Raw genomic sequence first — 25489 nt, 5'->3', positions numbered from 1 at the left:
AACCTGAAGCCATGACCAGGCAGCGCATCGCCATCACCGGTTCCTCCGGATTGATCGGCGGTGCGCTGTCTGCATTTCTGCGCGAACGCAGGGACACTGTCGTGCGACTTGTGCGCAGGCACCCCGTGCCGCCGTACGAGGTCGCGCTGCCCGCCCCCGGTGAACCGGTGGACGAGTTGGCCGCCGCCTTGAACGATGTCGATGTCGTCGTCAATCTCGCGGGTGCCGGCATCGGGGACCATCGGTGGACGGCTTCGTACAAGAAAGCCCTACGGGACTCTCGCATCGACACGACGACGACGCTCGTTGAGGCGCTGGCCCACTGCACGCCGAAGCGCCTCGTCTCCGGCTCGGCGATGGGTTTCTACGGCGACCGCGGCGAGGAGGTCCTCGACGAGACCTCGTCAGCCGGGTCGGACTTCCTGGCCGACCTCGTCGTCGACTGGGAAGGGTGTGCCGAGCGGGCCACGAGCGACGGCCACAGCGTTGCGTTCGCCCGCACGACGCTCGTCGTCTCCGCACAGGGCGGGGCCTTCGCCCAGATGGCCCTTCCGGCCAAGTTCGGCGTGCTCGGCCCGTTGGGCTCCGGTCGTCAGTGGTGGAGCTGGATCAGCCTGCGTGACGAAGTGCGCGCGCTGGCCCACCTCATCGACCACCCGGACATCACGGGACCGGTCAACCTCGCGGCGCCACTCGCGTGCCGCCAGGCCGGTGTCGCCAAGGCGCTGGGGCGCTCGATGCGCCGCCCAGCCGTGGCGCCGGCGCCGGAGTTCGCACTGCGCGCAGTTCTGGGCGAGATGTCGACCCAGCTCACCGCCTCGACGAGAGTGCGCCCGGCCGTCCTGCAGGCGTCCGGCTTCACATGGATGGATTCCAACCTCGATCAGGTCCTCGACCGCCTCGCGGCCGATCTCAGCGACCACTCCACTCACTGATGCGCCACTGCCCGGCATCGCTCACGAGGCGCAGCTCCACCTGAGTGGATTGACTCGCCCTGCGCGACCGGTCGTTGCCATGGGTCACCGTGTAGCCCGAGCGCGTGACTGTTGCGGTGGCTCCGGCCGTACCGGCAGCGCCTGTCTTGGGGGTGTAGCTCGCGACGCGGTAGGAGACCCCCGAATAGACGATGCCGTCACGCTGCGCTTGGCGTAGGGCCGCGCTGTCGCTCGTCAGCGCCGGCGACTTCGGCGCCAGGCATCGCTCGAGCCGGCGCTGATCGACGGTGTTCCATGCCTCGGCGCGACATGCGAGCAGTGCCTCCACCTCGCCGCGGGTCGGTGGGCGCGAGGTGGCACTCGACGAGTCCTTCGAGGCGGTGCTCGCCTTGCCGGAGGCCGAGGGGCGCGCCGTCGACGTCGTCGCTCTCGGCTCGGAGGTTGCGCCCCGCGCGGCGTACGGCGAGTGTTCCGCCGCGGCGCCTCGTGCCGGAGCCTCCACCGAATCGGGAGCATCATCCGTGGGCCACAGGGCGGCTCCGGCCACCAGCGTCACGCCCAACACCAGGGCGCCGACGAGCAGCGGTGTTCTGCCGCGCGCCCGCTCCCCGGAACGACGACTCCGGCTCACCTCGCGACGCGTTTCGGGACCTTCGGCGAGCTGTCGCTTCTGCGCTTCCTCCCGCAGACGACGTGTGATCGATTCGGCCGGCGCATCCGCCCCGGCCACTCGAGGCAGCGACCGATCGACGGGCACAGCCACCGGGTCGGCAGCCTCGAGTAGCTTGCGAGCCACGTCGTCGGAGTAAGGGCGAGCCGACGGAGTGAGGGCCAGACCGGCCGCGATAAGGCGCTCCAGGGGCTCCGGGACGTCGGGCACGAGTTCGCTCAGCGGCGGTCGAAACGACGCGGGCGCGGGCGCCTCGCCGACGAGCGCGAACCACGCCACCGCAGCCAGGGAGAACACGTCGCTCGACGCCGCAGGAGCATGTCCTTCAAGAACCTCGGGGGCGACGAAACCTGCGCTGCCCCATTCGGCCTCGCCGGGCAGAGCCGCCACGCGTGACGCACCGAGATCGCTCAACAACGGTCGCCCGACATCGTCGAACAGCACGTTGCGCGGGGTGACGTCGCCATGGACGCACCCTCCGTCGTGAATGCGCGAGAGCGCTCCTGCAATGGGCGCGAGTGCCGTCACGCACTCCCCCGCCGTGAGTCCGCCGCGACCGACGACGACGTCGTGCAAGCTCCCGCCCGGCAGGTACGGCATGAGCAGAACGCTGCGCCCGTCGTCGTCGCGGAGGAAGTCGACAACCGGCACGACGTGGTCCCCGGCATGACGACGCATGCTGCGCCACTCGGCGCGTCCGGAGGCCTCACCGGCCTCGCGGAACACCTTCGCCGCGAGGCTCGCACCACCGGGTGCGATGACGCGCCAGACATCTGCACTGCCGCCCGCACCGATGAACTCCTCCACCGTGTAACCCTCGAGCCGTGGCTCCTGTGTCATGACGGCCTCCCTGCTCCGTTGCGATCTGACGCCCGATCGGGTCGCCGTTTTCAGCCTGCCAAGATCGCGGCGAGCGGCGCAGAAGTTATCCACAGCCCCCTCCGAGCGCCCCGACATGAGCCCGGGCGTAGGCTCCCCTCATGCGCGTCATCCACCTCGGCTTCGATCCTGATTTCGTCGATTACGAGGCCGGTTGGAGCAAACAACGGGAGATTCACGCCGAGGTCGTGGCGGGTGGCGAGGACACGGTCCTCCTGCTCGAACACACCCCCGTCTACACCGCCGGCAAGCGCACCGAGGCGCACGAGCGTCCCTTCGACGGCACGCCCGTCGTCGACGTCGACCGCGGCGGCAAGATCACGTGGCACGGCCCGGGTCAGCTCGTCGGGTACCCGATCTTCGCGCTGCCCATCCCCATTGACGTCGTGGCGCACGTGCGCCGCATCGAGCAGCTCATGATCGGTGTGTGCGCTGACCTCGGGGTCGAGGCCACCACCGTCGAGGGCCGCACAGGTACCTGGGTGCTCGCCGACGACAAGGGTCCCGACCGCAAGATCGGCGCCATCGGCGTGCGCGTCTCGAAGCGCGCCACGATGCACGGTTTCTCCCTCAATGCGAACTGCGATCTCGGCTGGACGCAGACCATCGTTCCGTGCGGCATTTCCGACGCCGGGGTGACCACCCTGAGCAAGGAGCTCGGCCGCGACGTACCCGTGCGTGAGCTGCTTCCCCTCGTCGAGGCGCGTCTGCCTGATCTTCTGTCGCCCCGGCGTCGTTCATGACGACTCTCGAAGTCGCTCGGGAAGTTCCGGCGGGCGTAGGCTGTTGTGCTGGAAAGGCCATGCCAAACCACCGCAAGGAGTCAGTGTCTTGACCGTCGCGCCCGAAGGCCGTCGTCTGTTGCGCGTCGAGGCGCGCAACGCCGAGACCCCCATCGAACGCAAGCCGAGTTGGATCCGTACCACCGCCAAGATGGGCCCGGAGTACAACTCGCTCCAGAAGCTCGTCAAGGGCGAGGGCCTGCACACCGTGTGCCAGGAAGCCGGCTGTCCGAACATCTTCGAGTGTTGGGAAGACCGCGAGGCCACGTTCCTCATCGGTGGTGACACCTGCACGCGTCGTTGCGACTTCTGCGACATCGCCACCGGCAAGCCCGGTCCCCTCGACCTCGACGAGCCGCGCCGTGTCGCGGAGTCGGTGCGCGAGATGGGCCTGCGCTACGCCACCGTCACCGGTGTGGCCCGCGACGACCTCAAGGACGGCGCTGCGCAGCTCTACGGCGACACCGTGCGTCTCATCCACGAACTCAACCCCAACACGGGCGTCGAGATCCTCCCTCCCGACTTCGGCGCCGTGCCGGAGCTCGTCGGCAAGGTCTTCGATGCACGCCCCGAGGTGTTCGCACACAACCTCGAGACGGTGCCGCGCATCTTCCGCCGCATCCGCCCGGCTTTCACCTACGAGAAGTCGCTGAAGGTGCTGACGATGGCGCGCGAGCAGGAACTCGTGACGAAGTCGAACCTCATCCTCGGCATGGGTGAGGAGGAGCACGAGATCGACCAGGCCCTGCAGGATCTGCACGAGGCTGGCTGCGACATCATCACGATCACGCAGTACCTGCGTCCTTCGAAGCTGCACCACCCGATCGACCGGTGGGTCAAGCCCGAGGAGTTCGTCCACTGGAGTGACCGCGCGGAGGAGATCGGTTTCTCCGGCGTCATGGCCGGCCCGCTCGTGCGTTCGTCCTACCGTGCCGGACGCCTCTACGCACAGGTCATGGCCAAGCGCGGCCAGGCCCTGCCGGAGAACCTCCAGCACCTCGCCGCAGCGGCATCGTCCCCGGCCCGCCAGGAGGCGGCGTCGTTGGTCGAGCGCACGCGCTCCGACGTATTCTGATCGGCATGGCAACATCCTCCGGCTCGAACGAGCCCAAGAAGTCACGCTTCCGGCGCGGTCGCGGTGAGGCGGGAGCGAGCAAGGCTCCCGGTCGCTCGTCGCAGTTCAAGCAGGTCTTCGAGACGACGCGCGCGAACGACCCGGCGCTGATCCCGTGGATGGTGGGGGCTTTCGCCCTCGTCTTCCTCGTGTTCCTCGCGATCGGTTTCGGTTTCGGCCACCCGATCTACTTCGGCATCCTCGGGCTGCTGTTCGGTCTGCTCGCAGCGATGGTGGTGCTGGCGCGCCGTGCGAACACCGCGATCTACAAGTCGATCTCGGGTCAGCCGGGTGCGAGCGCGGCGGCGATGTCGTCGCTTCGTCGCGGTTGGTTCGTCGAGCAGGAGCCGGTCGGCGCCGACATGGGTCGCAGCCGTCAGGTCAAGGATCTCTCGAGCGCCGCGATGGTGTATCGCGCCGTCGGCAAGCCGGGCGTCGTGCTCGTGGCCGAGGGCCCCAAGGGCGGCGCAACCCGCCTCCTCGCCCAGGAGAGCAAGCGCACGAGCCGCGTGCTCGGTCCCGAGGTTCCGGTGCACACGATCCGCGTCGGCACGGACGACGAGGCCGTCCCCGTCGAGCGTCTGACGAAGGACATGCAGAAGCTCCCCAAGGTGCTCACCGACGACGAGTCCGGCCAGGTGACGAGGCGCCTGCGCGCCCTCGGCGGACTTAAGCCGGGGGTGCCCGCCGGCGTCGACCCGAACAAGGCGCGCGTCAACCGTGCGGCCATGCGCGGACGCTGACCGCTCGATTCGAACGTGACGAAGGCTCCTTCCCCCGCTTGGGGAAGGAGCCTTCGTCGTTCAGCAGGCGGCGACGCGTCAGCGCGTGCGCAGGATGAGCGTTCCCGCGATCTTGTCGTGCAGTCCTCGTCCGTAGCCGTCGGTGACGACGGCGGGTACGACGAGGCACAGCAGGACGGTGCGCACGGCGCCGGAGACCAGACCGGGAGGCGTTGCATCCGGACGCTGGACGACGAGCCCGAAGATGCGGTGACCGATCGTCATGCCGATGGTGCTCACGAGCAGGAAGTTCTCGATCGCGAAGACGAGGAGCGGCTTGAACCCCTCGGCGCCGGAGCCGCCCCAGCGGTAGTCGAGGAATGCCGCCGCGATCAGGGAGCACAGGAACCAGTCGATGAGCAGTGCGCCGATACGGGGAAGGAAGCGTCCCAGTGAACCCGGCCCCTCGACGGGGCGCCCTGCGGCGGGGTCGGCGTGGGCCTCGGGGCTCGTCATCGTCTCTCCTTTTCCGGACATGATCGTCTCGCACTGTGAGGCACGATCTGTGTTGCTCCAACCCTAGGGCCGTGCCTACCGATAGGTTTAATCCGTGCGTCCGGGACGCGTCCCGGACACTTCGACAGATCGGCACGTGTGTAACACCGCTGAAACATTGAAGCCACGAGAGGGAAACTCCCCCCGACTACTGTCGTGGTGAACACGCGGTGCGACGCCGACCGGTCTCGCCCATCCGATCAGGAGGATCAATGTTCCAGACCGCTGACGAGGCCTTGAAATTCATCAAGGACGAGGATGTCAAGTTCATCGACATCCGATTCTGCGACCTCCCCGGGGTCATGCAGCACTTCAACATCCCGGCCGAGAGCTTCGACGCCGACGCGATCGAAGAGGGCCAGATGTTCGACGGCTCGTCCATCCGCGGTTTCCAGGCGATCCACGAGTCGGACATGAAGCTCGTGCCGGATCTCAAGACGGCGTTCGTCGACCCGTACCGCAAGGAAAAGACGCTCATCATCAACTTCTCGATCGTGGATCCGTTCACGGGCGAGCAGTACTCGCGCGACCCGCGCAACATCGCGGCCAAGGCCGAGGCCTACCTCAAGTCGACGGGCATCGCCGACACGGCGTTCTTCGGCGCGGAGGCGGAGTTCTACGTCTTCGACGACATCCGTTTCGAGACGAAGCAGAACGCCAGCTACTACTACATCGACTCCATCGAGGCCGCCTGGAACACGGGCCGCGAGGAGGAGGGTGGCAACCTCGGGTACAAGACCCGTTACAAGGGTGGCTACTTCCCCGTTCCCCCGGTCGACCACTACGCCGACCTGCGTGACGAGATGTGCCTGCGTCTGGCCGAGGTGGGCCTCGAGGTCGAGCGCAGCCACCACGAGGTCGGCACCGCCGGCCAGATGGAGATCAACTACAAGTTCAACGAGCTTCTGCAGTCGGGCGACGACGTCATGAAGTTCAAGTACGTCATCAAGAACACGGCGTTCGCGAACGGCAAGTCGGCGACGTTCATGCCGAAACCGCTGTTCGGTGACAACGGTTCGGGTATGCACACGCACCAGTCGCTGTGGAAGGACGGCGAGCCGCTGTTCTACGACGAGCGCGGCTACGGCGGCCTGTCGGACATCGCCCGCTGGTACATCGGTGGTCTGCTCAAGCACGCTCCGTCGCTGCTGGCGTTCACGAACCCGTCGATGAACTCCTACCACCGCCTCGTGCCGGGTTACGAGGCTCCCGTGAACCTCGTGTACTCCGCGCGTAACCGTTCGGCGTGTGTGCGTATCCCGATCACGGGTACGTCGCCGAAGGCGAAGCGTGTCGAGTTCCGCGTGCCGGACCCTTCGGCGAACCCGTACCTGTGCTTCGCGGCGCAGCTCATGGCGGGCCTGGACGGCATCAAGAACCGCATCGAGCCGCCGGAGCCGGTGGACAAGGACCTCTACGAGCTTCCGCCCGAGGAGCACGACGCCATCGAGCAGGTTCCGGCGTCGCTGCCGGCCGTTCTCGACGCGCTCGAGGCCGACCACGAGTACCTGCTCGAGGGCGACGTGTTCACGGAGGACCTCATCCAGACGTGGATCGAGTACAAGCGCCTCAACGAGGTCGACCCGATCCGGTTCCGTCCGCACCCGCACGAGTTCGAGATGTACTACGACATCTGAGCAATAGCGCGGGAAGTTTCCCCCTCGGGACTCAGCAGGGACTCAGACCGTCCGTTCGTCATGGCAGCCGCCACGGCAGAACGGGCGGTCTCGTCTTTGTCGGGCCACAGGTGCCCATATGTGTTGAGCGTCGTCGTCGCGTTCTTGTGCCGCATCCTCGCCTGAACGACCTTCACGTCGAGTCCCGCTGCGATCAACAAGCTCGCGTAGTAGTGCCGCAGGTCGTGGAACCTGAACCCGTCCGGCAGCCCGTCCACGCTCCCCCGCGCCGCGCGCATCGCCCGTTCGACGGCCCACGGCGATGACTGGCGCCCGTACTCGCTCGTCACGACGTGCTCACCCTCACGCGGAATAATCCGCACCAACTCGAACGGCACAGGCACGGGCGTACGCGAGTAGTCCGTCTTCAACGGCTCGGCCGGATACTGCACCGCCGGCGCGATGACGCCCGCCTCGAAGTCCACGTCATCGACGCGCAACCCTACGCACTCAGCGAGACGCAGACCGGCGAACGCAGCGAGCAACACAGCCGGACGCAGGTGCTCGGGGAACGCATCATGCAGCGCCCATACCTGCCCGGTCGTCGCGACGTACGGGCGCTGTTGTCCCTGCGATGGTGCCGTTCGACGTGAGCACGGCGAACGTGGGATCAGGCCGTCGTGAACGGCGTCTCCCATGATCTGCGCAAAGCGCCTGTAAACGGCGTAAACGTAGCTCTGCGCTCGTCCGTCGTTTTGCAGGGTGGCGACCCAGGCGTTCACGTCGGATGGCTTCACCGACCTGACCGGCTTGTCCTCGAACGTCAGGCGAATGATCTGAACGTGCGTCTCAGCCTGCCGGTACGTCGACGCCTTCCTCGACGAGTAGCCCTCAAGCCACTTCTCGCACCATTGCCCGACCGTCAACCGTTCCCGGTCGGGGGGGACCCACGACCCGACAGCGACCTCGTTCGCCTTCGCGTGAAGCCACGCCTTCGCGTCACGCTTCGTGTCGAACGCCTTCGAGAATTGCCGCCCGCCGCGCTCGGGCCGGTAGCGGGCACGGTACCGCTTGCCCTTGCCGTAGCGGTCGGTGCGAACCTTCACGCCGTCACGCTCGACGACCCAGCGGTCGTCGATGTGGCTACTGATCGTCACCTAGCGCCTTGAGACGTTCTTTGGTGCGGCGGGCCTCACTGCTGAATGTCGCCCGCAGTTCTTCAAGGGATGCAAGCACTCCCTCGAGGTGCGCTTCCGACGACTCGGCAAGCAGCCAAAGTTCTTCAAGCCCCGCCCTTCGCGCCGCTAGTTCGCCCTTGTCCATCGCTCCCGGCAAGAGGTGCGTCAACGGAACATGCATGGCCGCCGAGAGGGCGAGAAGTTCCTGCACCGTCGCAGGACGTCGGTTGGTCTCGATCTTCGCCACCATGACCCGCGTCAAGGGCACGCCCATCGCGGTCGCGCTCTCGGCTACCTGTTGCTGCGTCATGTCAGCAGCGGTGCGGACTTGCCGCACCTGCTCGCCGAATCTCCGCACGTAGTGGTCGATGTAGTTGCTCGTCCATTTGTCGTGTTCACTCACGGGAACAACCTAGCCGAGCGTGTGTGCTTGCGGCAAGCCTCGTCGTGCTTTAACCTGTGGCGAGTGAGGGGAACATCCCTCAACCAACGATGTTCCTGGGAGGAACCATGGCACACACGATCCTGACCACAGCCGAAGCAGCCGAGGTGCTGCGCGTTCCCGTAGGCACCCTTCGCTACTGGCGACACCAGGGCACCGGCCCGAAGTCGTTCAAGCTCGGCGCGAAGCGCGTCGCATACATGCGCGAAGACGTCGAGGCATGGCTGCGGGCGCAGTACGAGGCCGGGGACTGCGAATGACCATGTTCTCACTCCAGCAACTGCTGGACATGGCCGAGGCCGAAGGCCGCATGAAATACGCCGAAGGGTTCCGCGCCGGTCTCGCCGCAGCGGACGAGGCGAACGCACGAAAGCACGAAGAAGATGCAGCCGCCGCCGTGGAGCGGGAACTCCACGAGCGGGCGGTCTACATCACGGCCGGACTCACCGGCCACACAGATCCGTCGTGGCTTGACCTTGACCCGGTAACAGCCACGTCGGACGAACTCACCCAAGCAGCAGCAGACCGGCGAGCAGCAGGCATCGCCCGCTTCCGCTCGACCCTAACGCATGAAGGAGCCGCAGCGTGAAGAACCGACGAAACACCGTCTACGTGTTCGTGCCCACAGACGGTCGAAACGTCCTCGTCAAGGGACACGCCCGCGAAGACCTCGCAGGCATCCGCGGCATGTGGTCCGCGCGTGACCGTGGCCTATGGGTCCACAAGTCCCGGCTAGGGGACGTGCTCGCAGCACTCACCATCGCTGGCCGTGTGCACGAGGTGATCGACGAGGCCGCAGCATGAACGGCCTCGACGTGTACGACGGCCCGGTGCCCTCACCGTGGGACGACGAAGCCGAACTTGCGCCAGTTGCGCCAGTTGCGCCAGATGCGCCAGTTCACGGGGAGGGGTCCGGAGAAACCGGCGCAGTCCTCGATGACGTGCGCGAATGGTTCGGTCGGTACATCACCGTCTTGAACGAACCCGACCTCGACCTACTCACCCTGTGGGCCGCTCACACGCACCTTGCGTTCGAGTGCTACACCTCCCCCCGCCTCATCGTCGACAGTCCCGTCCACGGCAGCGGCAAGACGACCGTCCTCGAACACCTCGAGCGACTGGCCCGTCGCAGCGTCCAGATGGCGTCCCTGTCGTCGCCGGCGTTGCTTACCCGGATGCTCGACGCCGAACAGCGCACCGTCCTGATCGACGAGGCTGACCGAAGCCTCGACCCGAAGAAGGAAGGCATAGCCGAGCTCGTCGCCGTCCTCAACTCCGGTTACAAGCGGGGCGGCACGCGGCCCGTCCTCGTCCCCGGCAAGGAGGGCACCTGGAACGTCAAGGAGATGCCGACGTTCGCACCGTGCGCTATGGCAGGTAACAGCCCCAACCTCCCCGAAGACATGCGCTCACGCTCGGTCCGCGTTCTTCTAATGCCCGACGTTCACGGCCTCGCAGACGAAACCGACTGGGAGGTCATGGAAGACGACGCCGTCTACCTCGGCGGGCGCCTCGCCGCATGGGCCGAGACGGTGCGTGACCAGGTGCGCGCGAATCGTCCCGACCTTCCCGAAGGTGTTCGGGGACGCATGGCTGAGAAGTGGCGTCCGCTCAAGCGCGTCGCCGTCGCAGCCGGTAGCAACTGGCCCAGCATCGTCGACGACATGGCCCGCCGCGACATGCAGCAACTCGAGCAGGACATCGAAGACGGTGTGGCCGTCCAGTCCCCGCACGTCGCCCTACTCAACCACCTTTACGAGGTCTGGCCGAACGGCGTGGAGTTCGTGCCGACCGCTGACCTCGTGCGAAACCTCACCCTCGAGTACCCGGACATGTGGGGCGAGAGTTCCAACTACGGCAAGGCACTTACCGCCCAGCGATTCGGACGGATGCTCAACAAGAGCTATGGCGTGAGCGGCAGCCGCCTTGATCGCACGGGCCCGCGAGGCTACACCCGCGCATCCCTCGCCCGCGCTTGGGAGCGGCTCGGAGTTGCTGCGCCAGATACCTCCACCCCCTCAGTTGAACTGGCGCATCCGGCGCATCCGGCGCATCCGGCGCACGAAAGGAAGTCTGCATGACCCTCACCTCGTGCCTCGAGTGCGGCGAGCCCTCGAACGGCCCCCGCTGCGACGAGCATCGCCCCCCGTCCGTCTCCCGGCCTTCCCGCGCTGCTGGCTACGACACAGCCTGGGATCGTCTCAGCCGCCGAGCACGCAAGCTCCAGCCGTTCTGCAGCGACTGCGGTGCGACCGACGACCTCACCTGTGACCACAGCCCCCAGGCATGGAAGCGCAAGGAACGCGGCCTCGCGATCCGACTCGAGGACGTCGATGTGGTCTGCCGCTCATGTAACTCCCGACGCGGACGAGCACGAACCAGGGGGGAAGGGGCGGACGTTTGTCAAGAGGAGCCTTCCGCTAAGTCAGAATGTGAGACACTATTTGAGAACGATTCTCGTCTAGGGGGTGTTGAGGCGTGAGGGCAGGGCCGAAGGGCAACATTGAGGTCGCGCCTCTGGACTTCTCCGGCTGGACTACGGCCCGCGCTGAGCGTCGTATCCGGTTCGTCGACGAGTACGTCGTCACGCCGAAGGGCGTTGGGGCGCTCGAGCCGATGCGCTTCCGTCCGTGGCAGCGTGAGATCGTCTCTGGCGCGTTCGCTGACGGTATCCGTACGGCGCTCGTCTCCTTGCCGCGTGCGAACGGTAAGACGGCTCTCGCGGCTGCTCTGGCTGTGGCCGAGTTGTTCGTCGGCCCGCCGTCCGCTGAGGTGCTTGTTGTCGCCTCTGACCAGCGTCAGGCGAACATTGCGCTCCGCATGGCTAAGCGCATGATCGAGCTCTCCCCTGAGCTTGCCGAGCGGGCGCAGGTGTTCAGCGACAAGATCGTCGTTCCCCACAACGATGCAACGATGATTGCTCTCCCGGCTGATCCTGGCGCGCTGCACGGCTGGGATCCGTCGCTGTTGATCGTGGACGAGCTTCACGTCGTCAGCGAAGCGGTGTGGGAGGCTGTGACGTCGGTTCAGGGTAAGCGGCCCGAGTCGCTGACGCTGGCGATCAGTACGCCGTCCACGTCGCCGGATTGTGTGATGTGGAGGCTCATCGAGCATGGCCGTCGTGGCGATGACTCGGCGTTTTTCCTGCGCGAGTTTCAGGCACCGGACGGGTGCGCCACCGATGACGAGGCGGCGTGGGCCGAGGCTAACCCTGCTCTCGATGACTTCCTGAGCCGTGACGGCCTCGCGTCTGCTCGTCGCACGTTGCGTGAGCCGGTGTTCCGTCAGTTGCGTCTCGGGCAGTGGGTGAGCGGTTCGGAGTCGTGGCTGCCTTTCGGCACCTGGGACGCCCTGGCGGACACGGAACGGCGCGTGGAGAAGAAGGCCCGCGTGGTCCTCGCGTTCGACGGCAGCGCGTCGGGTGACTCGACGGCGCTCATTGGTTGCACGGTCGGAGACAACCCGCACCTGTTCGTCGAGGGGCTGTGGGAGAACCCCGGCGATCCGCGCTGGCGTGTTCCGCGTTCGGACGTGAGCAACGCCGTCGACGTCGCGTTCCAGAAGTACGACGTTCTCGAGCTGGCCGCTGACCCTTGGGGTTGGAATTCGGAGATCGAGGCGTGGGCAGCGCGTCACGGTGAGAAGCGGGTGCTGATGTGGAACACGGCAGCCGCGAACCGTATGGCCCCTGCGACGGACCGGCTTTACACGGCGACGCAGGAGCAGACCGTCACGCACGACGGCAACAAGGACCTGGCCGCGCACGTCGCGCACTGCATCGCCAAGCGAACACCGATGGGTGACCTCGTGAGCAAGGACAAGAAGGGCAGTCCCCGAAAGATCGACGCGGCTGTCGGCGCGATCATCGCGTTCGACCGGGCGTCATTCCACACCAACAAGCCGACCAAACGAAGGGCAGTTAGTTTCCGATGAACACCACCATGATCAAGACCCTGAACGAGAAGCTGGACTCGACCGTCCCGAAGCTCGCCGAACTCGACGCCTACTGGAATGGACGGCAGCCTGCCGCGTTCCTGTCCGCCGAGTCGCGTGAGGCGCTGGGCGACCGCCTGCGGCGCGTGTCGGTGAACTTCCCCCGCCTCGCCGTCACGGCCCTGGCGGAACGTCTTGACCTGACCGGTTTCCGTGCTGGCGGTCTGGACGCTGAACCCGACACGGACCTGTGGAACGTGTGGCGGCGCTGCGGGATGGAGGAAGCATCGGCGCAGGCTCACGTTGACGCTCTCGCCTACGGGCGTTCGTTCGTCATCGTGTGGGCCGACTCCGCCGGCGCTCCGGTTGTGACGGTCGAGAGCCCGTTGCAGGTGGCTGTGACGCGCGACCCGGCGTCGCGTGAGGTGACGGCCGCGCTCAAGCGGTGGATCGACGGCAGCACGGCGCGGGCGGTCCTGTACGAGCGGGACTCGATCACGATGCTCGAGCATCCCGGCACGATGGTTGACGCGGCTGCGATGCCTTCGACGGGCTGGACGGTGACTGAGACGATCCCGAACCCGCTCGGCGTTGTCCCGGTCGTCCCGGTGGTGAACCGTGGTCGTCTGCTCGACGTTGACGGCGTGTCGGAGATGGCGGACATCCTCGACCTGACCGATGCGCTGAACAAGATCAACCTTGACATGCTCGTGACGTCGGAGTTCTACGCTCGCCCCCGCCGTTGGGCGACGGGCCTCGAGGTTGTTGAGGATGAGGACGGTAACCCGGTGAAGCCGTTCAGCGCCGCTCTCGATGACGTGTGGCAGTCGGAGGCAGCAGACACGAAGTTCGGGCAGTTCGACGCTGCTCGTCTCGACGGGTACGCCGACGCGGCCGCGCTCATCACGCAGCAGATCGGCGCTCTCACGGGCCTACCGCCGCACTACCTGGGATTGCACGGCGATCAGCCTGCGTCGGCGGACGCGATCCGTTCCGCTGAGGCTTCCCTCGTCGCTCGCGCGTACGCGCTGCACCGCACGTTCGGTACGGCGTGGGCAGCGGTTGCTCGTCTCATGCTCGCCGTCCGCGACGGCGTGGACCCTCGCACGCTGGACGTTGAGCCGATGTGGGCGAACCCGGAGACGCGCACCCCGGCGCAGGCAGCGGACGCCGCCGCGAAGCTCGTCGGTGTCGGTGTGCCGCTGTCCGTCGTCCTGGCCGACACGCTCGGCTTTTCGCCGGAGCAGGTGGAGCGGGTGCGTTCCGCTCGTCGTGGTGATGCTCTCGACGCGGCTGCGGTCGATCTTGGGAAGTTGGCCGCGTCGTGACGTACCGCGAGCAGATTCGTGCTCTCGGTGAGCAGGCAGCCGAGCAGGTCGCCGCGATCTTCGCGTCGTGGCGCGAGGAACTGATCGACACCGACGAAGCCGTCGACCTGTTGGCCGCGTTCATCGCCGGCGCGAACTCGAGGGCCGTCGCACTGGCCGACCTGGCTCTCGCGGCGACGCTCATGCAGCAGATGGGTGTTCCGGTGGCGACGCTGGGGCTCGTCCCTGACGCGGGGGATGCTGACCGGCTGCATAAGGCGGCACGAACGATCCTCGCCGTCCCTGACGTCACCCTCGAGCGCGTGCAACGCCTCGCCCGGGCTGAACCGCTCGGCGCGGCATCTACGGCGTTCAGTGAGGGAGTCAAGAGGTCGCCGCACGTCACTGGGTGGGTGCGTTCGGTGTCCGGCTCCGGGTGCGAACTCTGCACCTGGTGGGCGCGTGACGGCCAGGTGTGGCCCGCCGATCATCCGATGCCTACACACAAGGGCTGCACCTGCAGCCAAGTACCAACCGAGAAGGAGACAGCATGACCGAGGAACTGACCATCGAGAACGACACCAACGAGCAGGACGTCCACAACGACCTGGCCTCAACCGGAAATGTTTCCGGTTCAGATGTGGACACTACGGGCGACGAGGAGGGTACGCAGAATGCGCGTACCCCCGAGGGTGTCACTACTACCGACACCCTTGAGGACGAGCGCGCCGAGGGCGAGGGATCAGATGATCCCTCCGGCGATGAGACGTTCCCCCGCGAGTACGTCGAGAAGCTGCGGAAGGAGAACGCCGACGCCCGCGTGAAGGCGAAGCGCGCCGATGACCTGGCCGCACGGCTGCACACTGCTCTTGTGGCCGCTACGGGCCGTCTCGCGGACCCGTCCGACCTCCCGTTCGACGACGCTCACCTCGAGGACGCTGACGCGCTGAACGCGGCCGTCGACGCCCTGCTCGCCCGCAAGCCGCACCTTGCGTCACGTCGCCCGGTTGGCTCAATCGGGCAGGGTGCGACGGCTCCCGCCGATAGCGTCAGCCTGGCCGGGATCCTCCGCCATAACGCACAGTGACGGGAAGTTGAGAATCATTCTCACAGTGTGAGATAGTGAGGGGGACGGGCCTGGCGCTCGTCCCCCTTCACTATTGGGCCTGGCGTCCAGCGTGATCGAAACCCGATTCTCACGTACAGGAGCCCCATCATGGCTGAATCCACCACCAACGCACCCGAGCTCACCCGCGAGCAGGTGCAGACCGTCCTCGTCAAGCCCCTCGAGGCCGCGTCTATCTTCCTCGCCGCTGGCCCGCGCATCTTCGACTCGGCGTCGCCCGTCCGCATCCCCAAGCTCGGCGGCCCGACCTCCCCTGACTGGATCGGCGAGAACGAGCCGATCACCGAGAAGGACGTCGACTTCGACGAGGTGCAGCTGCTCCCCTCGACGATGAAGTCGGTCAAGGTCATCACGCGCTACTCGAACGAGCTGGCCCGTCAGTCCGTCGTCTCCCTCGACGCGACGCTGCGCGACCGCCTCGTCACCGACGTCGCCTCGAAGCTCGACACGCAGTTCCTCTCCGCCTCCGGTGACGGCATCACGACCCCCAAGGGTCTGTTCGCCTACAGCGGCGTGCAGAACGTCGCGGTCGGCGGCAAGATCAGCCTCGACGCGCTGCTCGACGCTTGGGGCAAGGCTCTCAGCGCGAACGTGAACATGGCCGCGCTCAAGTGGGTCATGACCCCGCGTGAGTTCGTCACCCTCCGCAAGCTCAAGGACGGCGACGGCCGCTACATGCTCACCCCGGACCCGACGCAGGACGGCGTGTTCCGCCTGTTCGGTGCCCCCGTCGTCGTCTCCGGTCGCGTGCCGGACACGGGCGGTTCGTCGTCCACGGGCCGCGCTGCGCTCGTCGACTTCTCGCAGATCGCCGTTGCCCGCGACGTGGCACCGTCGGTGAAGATCCTCACCGAGCGTTACGCCGACTTCGACCAGCAGGCCATCCGCGTTGTCGCTCGTTACGACGCGGCGCCGCTGAACCCGCAGGCAATCGTCACGCTCACGGGCATCACGCCGGCCTGATGGTCACCGGCCAGGACGTAGCCGACTTCCTCGGCCAGGGCGACGACGAACAACTCGTCGCCCTGGCGGGGCAGTCCGTCACGATCATCACGGCGATGGCGCGCTCGTACACCCGCGGTAACGGCTTCGACGACTTCGGCGCGAACGACGAGATCGCGGCCGTCATCACCGCGGCCACCGCACGACTCGTGGCGAACCCGGAGCAGTTGCGCGTCACCATCGGCGGCGTGCAGACGGACGGCTTCCAGGGGTGGACGCTGGCCGAGTTGTTCGTGCTCAACCGCTACCGGGCGCGCATCCGATGATCTTTCACACGAAGGTCAGCGCCACGCTCGAGGGTGGCTTCATCGAGGACGAGTACCACAACGAGATCCCGGTTCCGGGCGAGACGATCACGTTCCGGGCCGAGTTGCGCCCCCTCACGGGAGACGAGAAAGACTCGGCCGAGCGTGACCTCATCGTCACCCGGTTCCGACTGTTCTACCCACGCACGATCACGCTCACGGCCCTGTGCACGGTGAACGTGAACGGGCAGGAGTACAAGATTGTCGGTCAGCCCGAGCCGCACAGCATCGGTGGACGAGTCCACCATTACGAGGTGCTGCTCGAGCGCATCACCGGCTGAAATACCTGGCGTCAACGTCACCCGCCCGTCTCAGATCCGGGCGACCAAGGAATCGATGGTGGCCCCTTGATCTCGCAAGGCCACCAGCGCCAGGACGAACCGCCCGCCCGGGCTTTCACTCCTTTCACCGGGCGGGCGGTTCCCTGTCCGCAAATAGTCCGCTGAGACGAGGTGCTGCTCGAGCGCGTCACCGGCTAGTCGGCGTGGGGGTCTGCACAATTCGCAGACCCCCACCGGCGAACGCCCTCCCCGCGTGCGCGCGGGCGTCAGCCATCGAGTCGATGACCTCAGTACTACTTAGGGCGTCACGCGCACCGATTCCGGGGACTCAGGCGGGGACTCAAAACCCTCGCAAACCCCCTCCCCTCACCCATCACACCCAACGGTAAAAGCCCGGAAAACCGGGGAACTCAGCCGCAACCGTACAGTGCAAACCGCTAGGTAAAGTCCGAGATGTACTACGACATCTGATCCTGGGAGACGAAGGTTGGAGGCCCCGATGCGGTGCGAGCGAATGCGAGCACCGCGCCGGGGCCTCCGGCCGTAGTCGAGCGGGGTCAGATGTCGTAAAAAACATCGTCATCTGTGTCGACCTTTCCACAGCAAGCAAACCCACCTATGCCCCGCAGCCGCCCCCCATTCTGTAGACGTTCGGCGTCACATACGCCGCGCAACGTCTACAGAACCGCCCCGACCGCTCCGAGCCGTGCCAGTCTGGGCTCCATGTCTTCTTCTCGGGTGACGAGTTTCCGTAACCACGCTCTGACGTTCGACGTCGTCGACGAGGGGCCGCTGGACGGCAAGATCGTCGTGCTGCTTCACGGATTTCCCGAGCGGGCGTCGTCGTGGCGAGGAGTGACGGCGCGCCTCAACGAGGCCGGCTATCGGACGATTGCTCCGGATCAGCGGGGCTACTCCCCCGGCGCTCGCCCGCGGCGGCGTCGTGACTACGCGATGCCGCGGCTCGCCCAGGATGTCGTGGCGCTCATCGACACGCTCGACGCACCCGTCCACCTCGTCGGTCACGACTGGGGCTCCGCGGTGGCCTGGACGGTGACCGCGCACCATCCCGACAGGATCCGCACCCTCACGGCGATCTCCGTCCCCCACCCCGAAGCGTTCCTGCGCGCTATGCGCGGGCGTCAGCTCGCGCGCTCCTGGTACATGGGAGCCTTCCAGCTCCCGAAGGTCCCCGAGCTCCTCGCACGTCGGGCGGGAGGCGTCATGGACCGGGCGATGCGCGCGGGTGGCATGACGCCCGACGAGGTTGCCCGCTTCCGCACCGAGATCGTCGACGACGGCGCGTTGCCCGGCGGTCTCGGGTGGTACCGCGGATTGCCTTTCTCCAGTCAGAGCTGCCCAGCGGTCCGGGTTCCCACGACGATGGTGTGGAGCACCGGCGACGACTTCATCGACGAGGCGGGCGTTCGAGCCTGCGGCAACCACGTCGAGGCACCTTACGAGCTCGTCGTCCTCGAAGGGGCGAATCACTGGCTCCCGAGCCAGTGCCCGGCAGCGGTTGCCGACGTCATCCTGCGCCGAGCCGAAGGAACTCCTACTAGCCGGCGGTAACCGATCCGAGGCGACCACGTTCTTGGCGTCGCGCTACGGTGGCCTCATGGCTAAGAATCTTGAATCCGATGTGATCATCGATGCGCCTGTGGAGCGTGTCTGGGAGGTCGTCAGCGACCTACGCCGGATGCCGCAGTGGTCGCCCCAGTGCCGCAAGGTCATCGCGCGCGGACCGATTCGTCAGGGTATCTTCATGCTCAACATCAACCGTGACGGCAAGCTGTGGTGGCCCACTCGGTCCAAGGTCACCGACTTCAGCCACCAGCAGCGTGTCGCCTTCCGCGTGCTCGACAACAACACGGAGTGGAGCTTCACGCTCGTTTCCGATGGTGAGCGCACCCGCCTCGTCGAGCGACGTGACGTTCCCACTCGCGGCACCACCCAGATCTCGCGCGTCCTCATCGACAAGGTGCTCGGCGGCGAAGCCGACTTCGAGGCCAACCTCGTCGCCGGAATGAACGCCACGCTCAAGCGCATCAAGGCGAGTGTCGAAACGTCGAAGGCCGGTCCGAGCGCATGAACGACGGTGCGCGCCTGTACGACATCGGCGAACTGCGTCGCCGAGCGCGGGCGCGTGCCGCCCAACGGGTGGGGCAAGCTTTCGACGGGCAGATCGCGGACGACTCGGTCGCCGGCGTCCGGGTTCGTCGCTACCTGCCCAGTACCATCCACGCCTCCGCGACGACGTTCTTCTTCCTCCACGGCGGCTACGGCCTCTTCGGGGACGTCGAGCTCCAGGACGGGTACTGCCGCCTGCTCGCGATGCGGTTGGCCCACGGGGTCATCGCCATCGATTACCCCCTCGCCCCCGAGAACACGTTTGCTCACGCCATCGCGGCCGTGCAGGCGGTACTGAGGGAAGAGAACACCGGTGTGAGCGTTCTGGCGGGCGATTCGGCCGGTGGCGCACTCGCTGTCGCCACAGCGCGGGCCGGTGAGGAGTGGCCCGAGTGCGTCGACGGTCTGCTGCTCACCAACCCCAACCTCGACCTCACGCTCGGCTCGCTCGCTCTGAACGCGCCGGCCGGACCCGACTCCGGCCTCATGAGCCACGCGTTCGCCCAATGGCTGGGCGACGAACACGCCGGGCTTCGCCTCGACCAGGACGCTCGTCGGTTGCCACGCACCCTCGTCGCGGTCGGCACGGACGACAGCCTCGCTCCCGAAGCGAGAACCTTGCACGCCGCCTGCACGCGAGCCCGCGTGCCGTCCCGGCTCCTCGAGTTCGAGGCCGTGGGTCACGGTCTCGTGAGCGAGAGCCACCTCGTCGAGCGCATCGCGGACGAAGCCCGCGTGTTCTTCCGCCTTCCGGCGAGCTGACGCCCCGCGTCAGCCGCCGTACACGATCTGCGTCGCGCCGAGGCGATCGAGCAGGTAGGCCGTTTCGAACGCGGCTTCCTTCCACGACTCGTACCGGCCGCTCACACCGCCGTGGCCGGCCACCATCTCCGTCTTGAGCAGGATCGGACGCTCGCTCTGGTCACTCGTCACGGTGCGACGCAGCTGCTGCACCCACTTGGCCGGTTCGACGAAGAACACGCGCGTGTCGTTGAGGCTCGTCGTGGCGAGCACGGCCGGGTAGCGCTCGGCACGCACGTTCTCGTACGGCGCGTACGACTTCATGTACGCGTACACCTCGGCGTCGGCGAGCGGGTTGCCCCACTCCTCCCACTCCCCCTGCGTCAACGGCATCGACGGATCGAGCGTCGTCGTCAGGGCATCGACGAACGGCACCTGCGTGACGACCGCGCAGAACAGCTCCGGCGCCTCGTTGATCACCGCGCCGATGAGCAGACCACCGGCGGAACCCCCCTCTGCAGCGAGGCGATCCGGCGAAGCCCAACCCGTGTCGACGAGGTGACGCCCACACGCGACGAAGTCATCGAACGTGTTCTTCTTGTGCTCCAACCGGCCGTCGAGGTACCAGGAACGGCCCATCTCACCACCGCCACGCACGTGGGCGATGGCGAAGACGACACCACGCTGCAGGAGGCTCAGACGCAACACCGAGAAGTACGGATCGATCGACGACTCGTAGGAGCCGTAGCCGTAGAGGAGTACAGGGTTGGTGCCGTCGGCCGCGACGTCCTTGTGCGCCACGAGCGAGATCGGCACCTGCGCCCCGTCCGGGGCCGTGGCCCACAGACGGTGCTGCTGATAGTCGGACGGCTCGTGGCCACCGAGCACCTCACGGCGCTTGAGCAGCGTGACCTCGTCGGTCGTCGTGTCCCAGTCGTAGACCGAGCGCGGCTCGACGAACGACTCGGTGGCCACCATGAGCGTCGTCGCCTCGTAGGTGGGGTTGGCGCCGACGCCCACGGACATCAGCTCGCCGGAGAACGGCAGGTCACGTAGGACGCCGAAACCGTCGCCCTCCTTGGGCAGCAGCTTGACCGTGGCGAGGCCACCGGAACGCAGCCCGACGAGCACGAAGTCGCGGAACGCGGAGACGCCCATGAGGCGCTCGCCCTCTCCTCCTTCGAGGAGGAGCTGCCAGTGCTCGATTCCCGGCGTCGCGAGGGGCGCCCAGGAGACGTCATAGTCGACGCGGTCGCGATTGTGCACGATGTAGAGGCGCTGACCGTCGATCTCGATGTCGTAGTCGAGCCCCGGAGTGCGCGGCTGAACGACGCGCAGACCTGCCTCGACGTCCTGCAGGTCGAGCAGGTGGAATTCCGCGGTGTCCTTCGAACCGAGCGACAGGACGAGCCACCGGTCGTCGTGCGTTCCCCCGATGCCGAGCCAGTACGAGGCGTCCTCCTCGGTGAACAGGAGCGTGTCCGCGCTCGGGTCCTCACCGACGACGTGGTGCCACACCTGGAAGGGCCGCCACGCCTCGTCGACGCGCGTGTAGTAGTACGACTCACCGTCGGCGGCCCAGACGAGGCCGTAGCCGACCCCGGTGACGCTCTCCTCGAGAACCTCACCCGTGGGGATCGTGCGCACGCTGATCTTGTAGCGCTCGTCGCCCTCGAAGTCCATGAGCGCCGCGAGACGGTTCTGGTCGGGGCTGAGAGCCAGGCCACCGACCGAGTAGAAGTCCTTGCCCTCCGCTTCGACGTTGCCGTCGAGGAGCACCTGCTCACCCGGAAGCGACGCCTCGGGCGTCGGCACAGGACGGCTGTCGCCTTCGCGGTACGGTGCTCGGCAACTGATGCCGTACTGCTGGCCCTCCACCGTGCGGGCGTAGTACCACCAGTCCTTGTCACGCACCGGGATCGACAGATCCGTCTCCTTGGTACGCCCCTTGATCTCGGCGAAGATCCGGTCGCGCAACTCCTGCTGCGGCGCAAGGACGGCGTCGGTGTAGCCGTTCTCCGCGTTGAGGTGCGCGATGACCTCGGGGTCGGACTTGTCGCGCAACCACTCGTAGTCGTCGACGAAGACGTCGCCGTGGTGGATGCGCTCGTGCGGCACCCGCTTCGCCTGGGGTGCGCTGGGGCCGTTCGTCGTCATGTTTCCTTCTCTTCGTCGTCGGCTCAGCCGAGGCAGGCGGGGCCCAGCAGCGCCTTGAGGTCGCCGAACAGGGCCGGGGTCGCGTTGACGCGCAGACTGTCGTCGAGCTTGACCGTGAGCGTGCGACCCGGCCGGGTGAGGCGCAGGTGCACCTCTGTGATGCCGGGGTGCTCGCCGAGTACCTCCTTGAGCCGCTCGGCGAGGCCCTGCGTGGCGCGGGCATAGGGCAAGTGGAGGGTCACCGGGCCGCGTGGGCCGTCCGTGAGCTCCGGCAGCGTGAGTTCCATCGCGTTGAGCGCGACCGACTCGTCACGACGGTTGACGCGGCCCTTGACGGCGCACACGACGTCCTGACTGAGCATCGTGGAGACCGTGGCATAGGTCGAGGGGAAGAACAGGCACTCGATGGCTCCGTCCATGTCCTCGACCGTGGCGATGGCCCACAGGTCGCCCTTCTTCGTGCGCTTGACCTGCAGACCCGTGATGAGACCGGCAATCGTCACCATGGCCCCGTCGGGCAGCGAGTCCTCACCGAGGAGCTTTGCGACGGACGTGTCCGAGAACTGTGACAGCGCAGCCTCGATGCCGAACAACGGGTGGTCGGAGACGTACAGGCCGAGCATCTCGCGCTCGAACGCGAGCTTCGTCTGCTTGTCCCACTCGATCGGCGGAATCTGCGGTAGGGCCGCGAACTCGATGCCCGGCGCGTCGTCACCGAAGCCGGCGAACAGCGAATCCTGTCCGTGTTCCTCCTTGCGCTTCTCCTCGATGAGGGCGTCGACGTACGACTCGTGAATCTGCACGAGGCCCTGACGCGGGTGGCCGAGGTCGTCGAAGGCGCCGGCCTTGACGAGCGACTCGACGGTGCGCTTGTTGAGGACCGTCGCCGGGCACTTGCGCAAGAAGTCCTCGAAGGAGGTGAAGCGTCCCTTCTCCTCACGCGTCGCGACGATGGCGGAGACGACGTTCGAACCGACGTTGCGGATCGCCTCGAGACCGAAGCGGATGTCCTCACCCACAGCGGCGAAGTTACCGATCGACTCGTTGACGTCGGGCGGCAGCACCTTGATGCCCATGTGTCGGCACTCGTTGAGGTACAGCGCCGACTTGTCCTTGTCGTCGCGCACGCTCGTCAGGAGCGCGGCCATGTACTCGGCCGGGTAGTTGGCCTTGAGGTAGCCGGTCCAGTACGACACGAGCCCGTAGGCGGCCGTGTGCGCCTTGTTGAACGCGTAGTCGGAGAACGGCAGGAGGATGCTCCACAGCGTCTGCACCGACTCCACGGAGAAGCCGTTGTCGAGCATGCCCTTCTCGAAGTTGACGTACTCGGCGTCGAGCACTTCCTTCTTCTTCTTACCCATGGCTCGACGCAGCAGGTCGGCGTTGCCGAGGGTGTAACCGGCCAGCTTCTGGGCGATCTCCATGACCTGCTCCTGATAAATGATCAGGCCGTAGGTCATGTTGAGGATCGGCTCGAGGGCGTCCGTCAGCTCGGGGTGGATGTAGTCGATCGGCTGGCGCCCGTTCTTGCGCAGCGCGAAGTTGGTGTGCGCGTTGGCACCCATCGGGCCCGGACGATAGAGCGCGAGAGCAGCGGAGATGTCTTCGAAGTTGTCCGGCTGCATGAGACGCAGCAGCTGGCGCATGCCGCCGCCGTCGAGCTGGAAGACACCGAGGGTGTCACCGCGCGCGAGCAGGTCGTACGTGCGCGCGTCCGTCATGTCCTTGCTCAGCGCGTCGAGGTCGACCTCCTCGTCGCGGTTGGCCTGGATGTTCTTGAGGGCGTCGTCGAGGATCGTGAGGTTTCGCAGACCGAGGAAGTCCATCTTGACCAGGCCGAGCGTCTCGCAGCTCGGGTAGTCGAACTGCGTGATGACGGCCCCGTCCTGAAGGCGCCGCATGATCGGGATGACGTCCATGAGCGGCTCGCTCGACATGATGACGCCGGCCGCGTGCACGCCCCACTGACGCTTCAGCCCTTCGAGGCCGACACCGGCGTCGAAGATGTTCTTGAACATCGGGTCGGACTCGATGAGCGCGCGGAACTCGCCACCCTCGGCGTAGCGGGCGTGCTCGGTGTCGTACATCTTCGCGAGCGGCACGCCCTTACCCATGACGTCGGCGGGCATCGCCTTCGTCATCTGCTCACCGACGGTGAACGGGAAGTCCATGACGCGCGAGGCGTCCTTGACGGCCTGCTTCGCCTTGATCGTGCCGTACGTGACGATGTACGAGACGCGGTCGTCTCCGTACTTGTCGACGACGTAACGGATCACCTCGGAGCGCCGGCGCTCGTCGAAGTCGACGTCGAAGTCGGGCATCGACTTTCGCTCGGGGTTGAGGAAGCGCTCGAAGATCAGACCGTGCGGGATCGGGTCGAGGTCGGTGATGCCCATGGCGTAGGCGCACATCGAACCTGCACCCGAACCACGCCCCGGCCCCACGCGGATGCCGTTGTCCTTCGCCCAGTTGATGAAGTCGGCGACGACGAGGAAGTAGCCCGGGTAGCCCTTGCCGACGATGACGTCCTGCTCGTAGCGAGCCTGCTTGATCGCGTAGTCCGGCACCCCTTCGGGGAAGCGCCGCTTGAGGCCGCTCTCGACCTCCTTGATGAACCACGACGTCTCGTCCTCCCCCTCGGGGCACGGGAAGCGCGGCATGTAGCGGCCTTCGCCCTCGGTGAAGGAGACCTCGCACTGCTCGGCGATGAGCAGCGTGTTGTCGCACGCGTCCGGGTGGTCGCGGAAGAGGTGACGCATCTCGTCGGCCGACTTGAGGTAGAACTCGTGCGAGCCGAACTTGAAGCGGTTGGGGTCGGTCAGACGCGAACCGGAGTTGATGCACAGCAGCGCATCGTGGTGAACCGCGTCCTCCTTGTTCGTGTAGTGCAGGTCGTTCGTCGCGAGCAGCGGCAGGCCCAGGTCCTTCGCCAGCTTGAGCAGGTCGCTGCGCACCCGACGTTCGATGTCGACGTCGAGGTCGTGCTCCATGAGCTCGCAGTAGAAGTTGCCCTCGCCGAAGATGTCACGGAACTCGGCGGCCGCCTCGACGGCCTTGTCGTACTGCCCGAGGCGCAGGCGAGTCTGGATCTCGCCCGAGGGGCAGCCCGTCGTGCCGATGAGACCCTCGCCGTACTGCTGCAGCAACTCGCGGTCGAGGCGCGGGTACTTCGAGTAGACCTGATCGAGTGAGGCCTGCGAACCCATGCGGAACAGGTTGTGCATGCCGTCGTTGTTCTTCGCCAGCAACGTCATGTGCGTGTAAAGACCGCGGTTCGAGACGTCGTCGGCCTCCTGGCCGCGCTCGCCCCAGGTCGTACGCGTGCGGTCGGTGCGGTGCGTACCCGGCGTGAGGTAGGCCTCGAGCCCGATGATGGGCTTAACGTCGTACTTGCGCGACTTCGACCAGAACTCGTAGGCACCGAAGAGGTACCCGTGGTCGGTGGTGGCGATCGCCGGCATGCCGAATTCCTGGGCACGGGCGAACATGTCATCGATACGGGCTGCACCGTCGAGCATCGAGTACTCGGTGTGGTTGTGCAGGTGGACGAAGCTGCGCGACTGACTGGACATCGGGGACGAGTCTACGACCGGCCACCGACAACCACCTGTGCG

The 25489-nt window shown here is 66.5% G+C and carries 25 protein-coding genes; 19 read left to right on the top strand and 6 right to left on the bottom strand.

Features of this window, described 5'->3' with window-relative positions:
• Window positions 1-11 precede the first annotated feature (11 nt).
• Window positions 12-935 (top strand): TIGR01777 family oxidoreductase, encoded by a 924-nt coding sequence (locus EVU97_RS02055; RefSeq protein ID WP_129663080.1) that lies wholly within the window; start codon window positions 12-14, stop codon window positions 933-935.
• On the opposite strand, the gene EVU97_RS02050 is transcribed toward EVU97_RS02055, so the two are convergent.
• Complete coding sequence (locus EVU97_RS02050; RefSeq protein ID WP_165357837.1) at window positions 913-2445, bottom strand: serine/threonine-protein kinase; 1533 nt, start codon at window positions 2443-2445, stop codon at window positions 913-915. The genes EVU97_RS02055 and EVU97_RS02050 overlap by 23 nt on opposite strands.
• Window positions 2446-2585: 140 nt before the next feature.
• Here EVU97_RS02050 and lipB point away from each other — a divergent pair, with 140 nt between their 5' ends.
• The 3 genes from lipB (at window position 2586) to EVU97_RS02035 (ending at window position 5123) form a co-directional block, all read left to right on the top strand.
• On the top strand, window positions 2586-3227 hold the full coding sequence (gene lipB / locus EVU97_RS02045; protein WP_129663077.1) for a lipoyl(octanoyl) transferase LipB: 642 nt from the start codon (window positions 2586-2588) through the stop codon (window positions 3225-3227).
• Window positions 3228-3315: 88 nt separating this feature from the next.
• A complete protein-coding gene (gene lipA / locus EVU97_RS02040) occupies window positions 3316-4341 on the top strand; it encodes a lipoyl synthase (RefSeq protein ID WP_129663075.1) in 1026 nt (341 codons plus the stop codon).
• 5 nt (window positions 4342-4346) lie between these two features.
• Window positions 4347-5123, top strand: a complete 777-nt coding sequence (locus EVU97_RS02035) for a DUF4191 domain-containing protein (protein ID WP_129663073.1) — start codon at window positions 4347-4349, stop codon at window positions 5121-5123.
• A gap of 78 nt (window positions 5124-5201) precedes the next feature.
• Here EVU97_RS02035 and EVU97_RS02030 read toward each other — a convergent pair whose 3' ends face one another.
• Window positions 5202-5618 carry an RDD family protein gene (locus tag EVU97_RS02030; RefSeq protein ID WP_129663071.1) on the bottom strand — a complete coding sequence of 139 codons (417 nt, stop codon included), beginning with the start codon at window positions 5616-5618 and terminating at the stop codon, window positions 5202-5204.
• Window positions 5619-5869: 251 nt separating this feature from the next.
• Here EVU97_RS02030 and glnA point away from each other — a divergent pair, with 251 nt between their 5' ends.
• Window positions 5870-7294 (top strand): type I glutamate--ammonia ligase, encoded by a 1425-nt coding sequence (glnA, locus tag EVU97_RS02025; RefSeq protein WP_047311452.1) that lies wholly within the window; start codon window positions 5870-5872, stop codon window positions 7292-7294.
• Here the strand turns inward: glnA and EVU97_RS02020 are convergent.
• The gene (locus EVU97_RS02020) at window positions 7282-8430 is read right to left on the bottom strand and encodes a site-specific integrase (RefSeq protein ID WP_240730090.1); all 1149 of its coding nucleotides are present in this window, start codon (window positions 8428-8430) and stop codon (window positions 7282-7284) included. The genes glnA and EVU97_RS02020 overlap by 13 nt on opposite strands.
• Entirely contained in the window at window positions 8417-8854 is a 438-nt protein-coding gene (locus EVU97_RS02015) for a helix-turn-helix domain-containing protein (protein ID WP_129663069.1), read from the bottom strand. Before EVU97_RS02015 ends, EVU97_RS02020 begins: the two co-directional genes overlap by 14 nt.
• 107 nt (window positions 8855-8961) lie before the next feature.
• Between EVU97_RS02015 and EVU97_RS02010 the strand changes: the two genes are divergently transcribed.
• The 14 genes from EVU97_RS02010 (at window position 8962) to EVU97_RS01940 (ending at window position 19739) form a co-directional block, all read left to right on the top strand.
• On the top strand, window positions 8962-9153 hold the full coding sequence (locus EVU97_RS02010) for an AlpA family transcriptional regulator (protein WP_129663067.1): 192 nt from the start codon (window positions 8962-8964) through the stop codon (window positions 9151-9153).
• Window positions 9150-9482, top strand: coding sequence for a hypothetical protein (locus EVU97_RS02005; protein WP_129663065.1), 333 nt, complete (start codon window positions 9150-9152; stop codon window positions 9480-9482). Before EVU97_RS02010 ends, EVU97_RS02005 begins: the two co-directional genes overlap by 4 nt.
• Entirely contained in the window at window positions 9479-9697 is a 219-nt protein-coding gene (locus EVU97_RS02000; RefSeq protein ID WP_129663063.1) for a hypothetical protein, read from the top strand. Before EVU97_RS02005 ends, EVU97_RS02000 begins: the two co-directional genes overlap by 4 nt.
• A complete protein-coding gene (locus EVU97_RS01995; RefSeq protein WP_129663061.1) occupies window positions 9694-10974 on the top strand; it encodes a DUF3631 domain-containing protein in 1281 nt (426 codons plus the stop codon). The genes EVU97_RS02000 and EVU97_RS01995 overlap by 4 nt, the downstream gene beginning before the upstream one ends.
• Window positions 10975-11371: 397 nt before the next feature.
• Window positions 11372-12826, top strand: coding sequence for a terminase large subunit domain-containing protein (locus EVU97_RS01985; RefSeq protein ID WP_129663059.1), 1455 nt, complete (start codon window positions 11372-11374; stop codon window positions 12824-12826).
• Between the two features lie 8 nt (window positions 12827-12834).
• Entirely contained in the window at window positions 12835-14154 is a 1320-nt protein-coding gene (locus tag EVU97_RS01980; RefSeq protein WP_205744838.1) for a phage portal protein, read from the top strand.
• A complete protein-coding gene (locus EVU97_RS01975; RefSeq protein WP_129663055.1) occupies window positions 14151-14687 on the top strand; it encodes a hypothetical protein in 537 nt (178 codons plus the stop codon). Before EVU97_RS01980 ends, EVU97_RS01975 begins: the two co-directional genes overlap by 4 nt.
• Complete coding sequence (locus EVU97_RS01970) at window positions 14684-15220, top strand: hypothetical protein (RefSeq protein WP_205744837.1); 537 nt, start codon at window positions 14684-14686, stop codon at window positions 15218-15220. The genes EVU97_RS01975 and EVU97_RS01970 overlap by 4 nt, the downstream gene beginning before the upstream one ends.
• A 129-nt stretch (window positions 15221-15349) precedes the next feature.
• On the top strand, window positions 15350-16222 hold the full coding sequence (locus EVU97_RS01965) for a phage major capsid protein (protein ID WP_129663053.1): 873 nt from the start codon (window positions 15350-15352) through the stop codon (window positions 16220-16222).
• Complete coding sequence (locus EVU97_RS01960; protein WP_129663051.1) at window positions 16222-16527, top strand: hypothetical protein; 306 nt, start codon at window positions 16222-16224, stop codon at window positions 16525-16527. The genes EVU97_RS01965 and EVU97_RS01960 overlap by 1 nt, the downstream gene beginning before the upstream one ends.
• The gene (locus EVU97_RS01955) at window positions 16524-16847 is read left to right on the top strand and encodes a hypothetical protein (protein WP_129663050.1); all 324 of its coding nucleotides are present in this window, start codon (window positions 16524-16526) and stop codon (window positions 16845-16847) included. The genes EVU97_RS01960 and EVU97_RS01955 overlap by 4 nt, the downstream gene beginning before the upstream one ends.
• A 723-nt stretch (window positions 16848-17570) precedes the next feature.
• A complete protein-coding gene (locus EVU97_RS01950) occupies window positions 17571-18419 on the top strand; it encodes an alpha/beta fold hydrolase (protein ID WP_129663048.1) in 849 nt (282 codons plus the stop codon).
• Window positions 18420-18465: 46 nt separating this feature from the next.
• Window positions 18466-18939, top strand: coding sequence for an SRPBCC family protein (locus EVU97_RS01945; protein WP_129663047.1), 474 nt, complete (start codon window positions 18466-18468; stop codon window positions 18937-18939).
• Entirely contained in the window at window positions 18936-19739 is an 804-nt protein-coding gene (locus tag EVU97_RS01940) for an alpha/beta hydrolase (RefSeq protein ID WP_129663044.1), read from the top strand. Before EVU97_RS01945 ends, EVU97_RS01940 begins: the two co-directional genes overlap by 4 nt.
• Window positions 19740-19748: 9 nt before the next feature.
• Here EVU97_RS01940 and EVU97_RS01935 read toward each other — a convergent pair whose 3' ends face one another.
• Window positions 19749-21875 carry a S9 family peptidase gene (locus EVU97_RS01935; protein ID WP_129663042.1) on the bottom strand — a complete coding sequence of 709 codons (2127 nt, stop codon included), beginning with the start codon at window positions 21873-21875 and terminating at the stop codon, window positions 19749-19751.
• 23 nt (window positions 21876-21898) lie between these two features.
• A complete protein-coding gene (dnaE, locus tag EVU97_RS01930) occupies window positions 21899-25447 on the bottom strand; it encodes a DNA polymerase III subunit alpha (protein ID WP_129663040.1) in 3549 nt (1182 codons plus the stop codon).
• Between the last annotated feature and the right edge of the window lie 42 nt (window positions 25448-25489).

The sequence above is a fragment of the Dermacoccus sp. 147Ba genome (genome assembly GCF_004151355.1).
Classification (GTDB): Bacteria; Actinomycetota; Actinomycetes; order Actinomycetales; family Dermatophilaceae; genus Dermacoccus; species Dermacoccus abyssi.
The sequence above is the reverse complement of the archived record's forward strand: the minus strand, read 5'-3'. Positions and strand labels throughout refer to the sequence as shown.

What these genes read in the sequence shown, in the direction of transcription:
- EVU97_RS02055 (WP_129663080.1), top strand. Translation starts at nt 12, where the DNA reads ATGACCAGGCAGCGCATCGCCATCACCGGTTCCTCCGGATTGATCGGC.
- EVU97_RS02050 (WP_165357837.1), bottom strand. Translation starts at nt 2,445, where the DNA reads ATGACACAGGAGCCACGGCTCGAGGGTTACACGGTGGAGGAGTTCATC.
- lipB (WP_129663077.1), top strand. Translation starts at nt 2,586, where the DNA reads ATGCGCGTCATCCACCTCGGCTTCGATCCTGATTTCGTCGATTACGAG.
- EVU97_RS02035 (WP_129663073.1), top strand. Translation starts at nt 4,347, where the DNA reads ATGGCAACATCCTCCGGCTCGAACGAGCCCAAGAAGTCACGCTTCCGG.
- EVU97_RS02030 (WP_129663071.1), bottom strand. Translation starts at nt 5,618, where the DNA reads ATGACGAGCCCCGAGGCCCACGCCGACCCCGCCGCAGGGCGCCCCGTC.
- glnA (WP_047311452.1), top strand. Translation starts at nt 5,870, where the DNA reads ATGTTCCAGACCGCTGACGAGGCCTTGAAATTCATCAAGGACGAGGAT.
- EVU97_RS02010 (WP_129663067.1), top strand. Translation starts at nt 8,962, where the DNA reads ATGGCACACACGATCCTGACCACAGCCGAAGCAGCCGAGGTGCTGCGC.
- EVU97_RS02005 (WP_129663065.1), top strand. Translation starts at nt 9,150, where the DNA reads ATGACCATGTTCTCACTCCAGCAACTGCTGGACATGGCCGAGGCCGAA.
- EVU97_RS01995 (WP_129663061.1), top strand. Translation starts at nt 9,694, where the DNA reads ATGAACGGCCTCGACGTGTACGACGGCCCGGTGCCCTCACCGTGGGAC.
- EVU97_RS01980 (WP_205744838.1), top strand. Translation starts at nt 12,835, where the DNA reads ATGATCAAGACCCTGAACGAGAAGCTGGACTCGACCGTCCCGAAGCTC.
- EVU97_RS01970 (WP_205744837.1), top strand. Translation starts at nt 14,684, where the DNA reads ATGACCGAGGAACTGACCATCGAGAACGACACCAACGAGCAGGACGTC.
- EVU97_RS01965 (WP_129663053.1), top strand. Translation starts at nt 15,350, where the DNA reads ATGGCTGAATCCACCACCAACGCACCCGAGCTCACCCGCGAGCAGGTG.
- EVU97_RS01960 (WP_129663051.1), top strand. Translation starts at nt 16,222, where the DNA reads ATGGTCACCGGCCAGGACGTAGCCGACTTCCTCGGCCAGGGCGACGAC.
- EVU97_RS01955 (WP_129663050.1), top strand. Translation starts at nt 16,524, where the DNA reads ATGATCTTTCACACGAAGGTCAGCGCCACGCTCGAGGGTGGCTTCATC.
- EVU97_RS01950 (WP_129663048.1), top strand. Translation starts at nt 17,571, where the DNA reads ATGTCTTCTTCTCGGGTGACGAGTTTCCGTAACCACGCTCTGACGTTC.
- EVU97_RS01945 (WP_129663047.1), top strand. Translation starts at nt 18,466, where the DNA reads ATGGCTAAGAATCTTGAATCCGATGTGATCATCGATGCGCCTGTGGAG.
- EVU97_RS01940 (WP_129663044.1), top strand. Translation starts at nt 18,936, where the DNA reads ATGAACGACGGTGCGCGCCTGTACGACATCGGCGAACTGCGTCGCCGA.
- EVU97_RS01935 (WP_129663042.1), bottom strand. Translation starts at nt 21,875, where the DNA reads ATGACGACGAACGGCCCCAGCGCACCCCAGGCGAAGCGGGTGCCGCAC.
- dnaE (WP_129663040.1), bottom strand. Translation starts at nt 25,447, where the DNA reads ATGTCCAGTCAGTCGCGCAGCTTCGTCCACCTGCACAACCACACCGAG.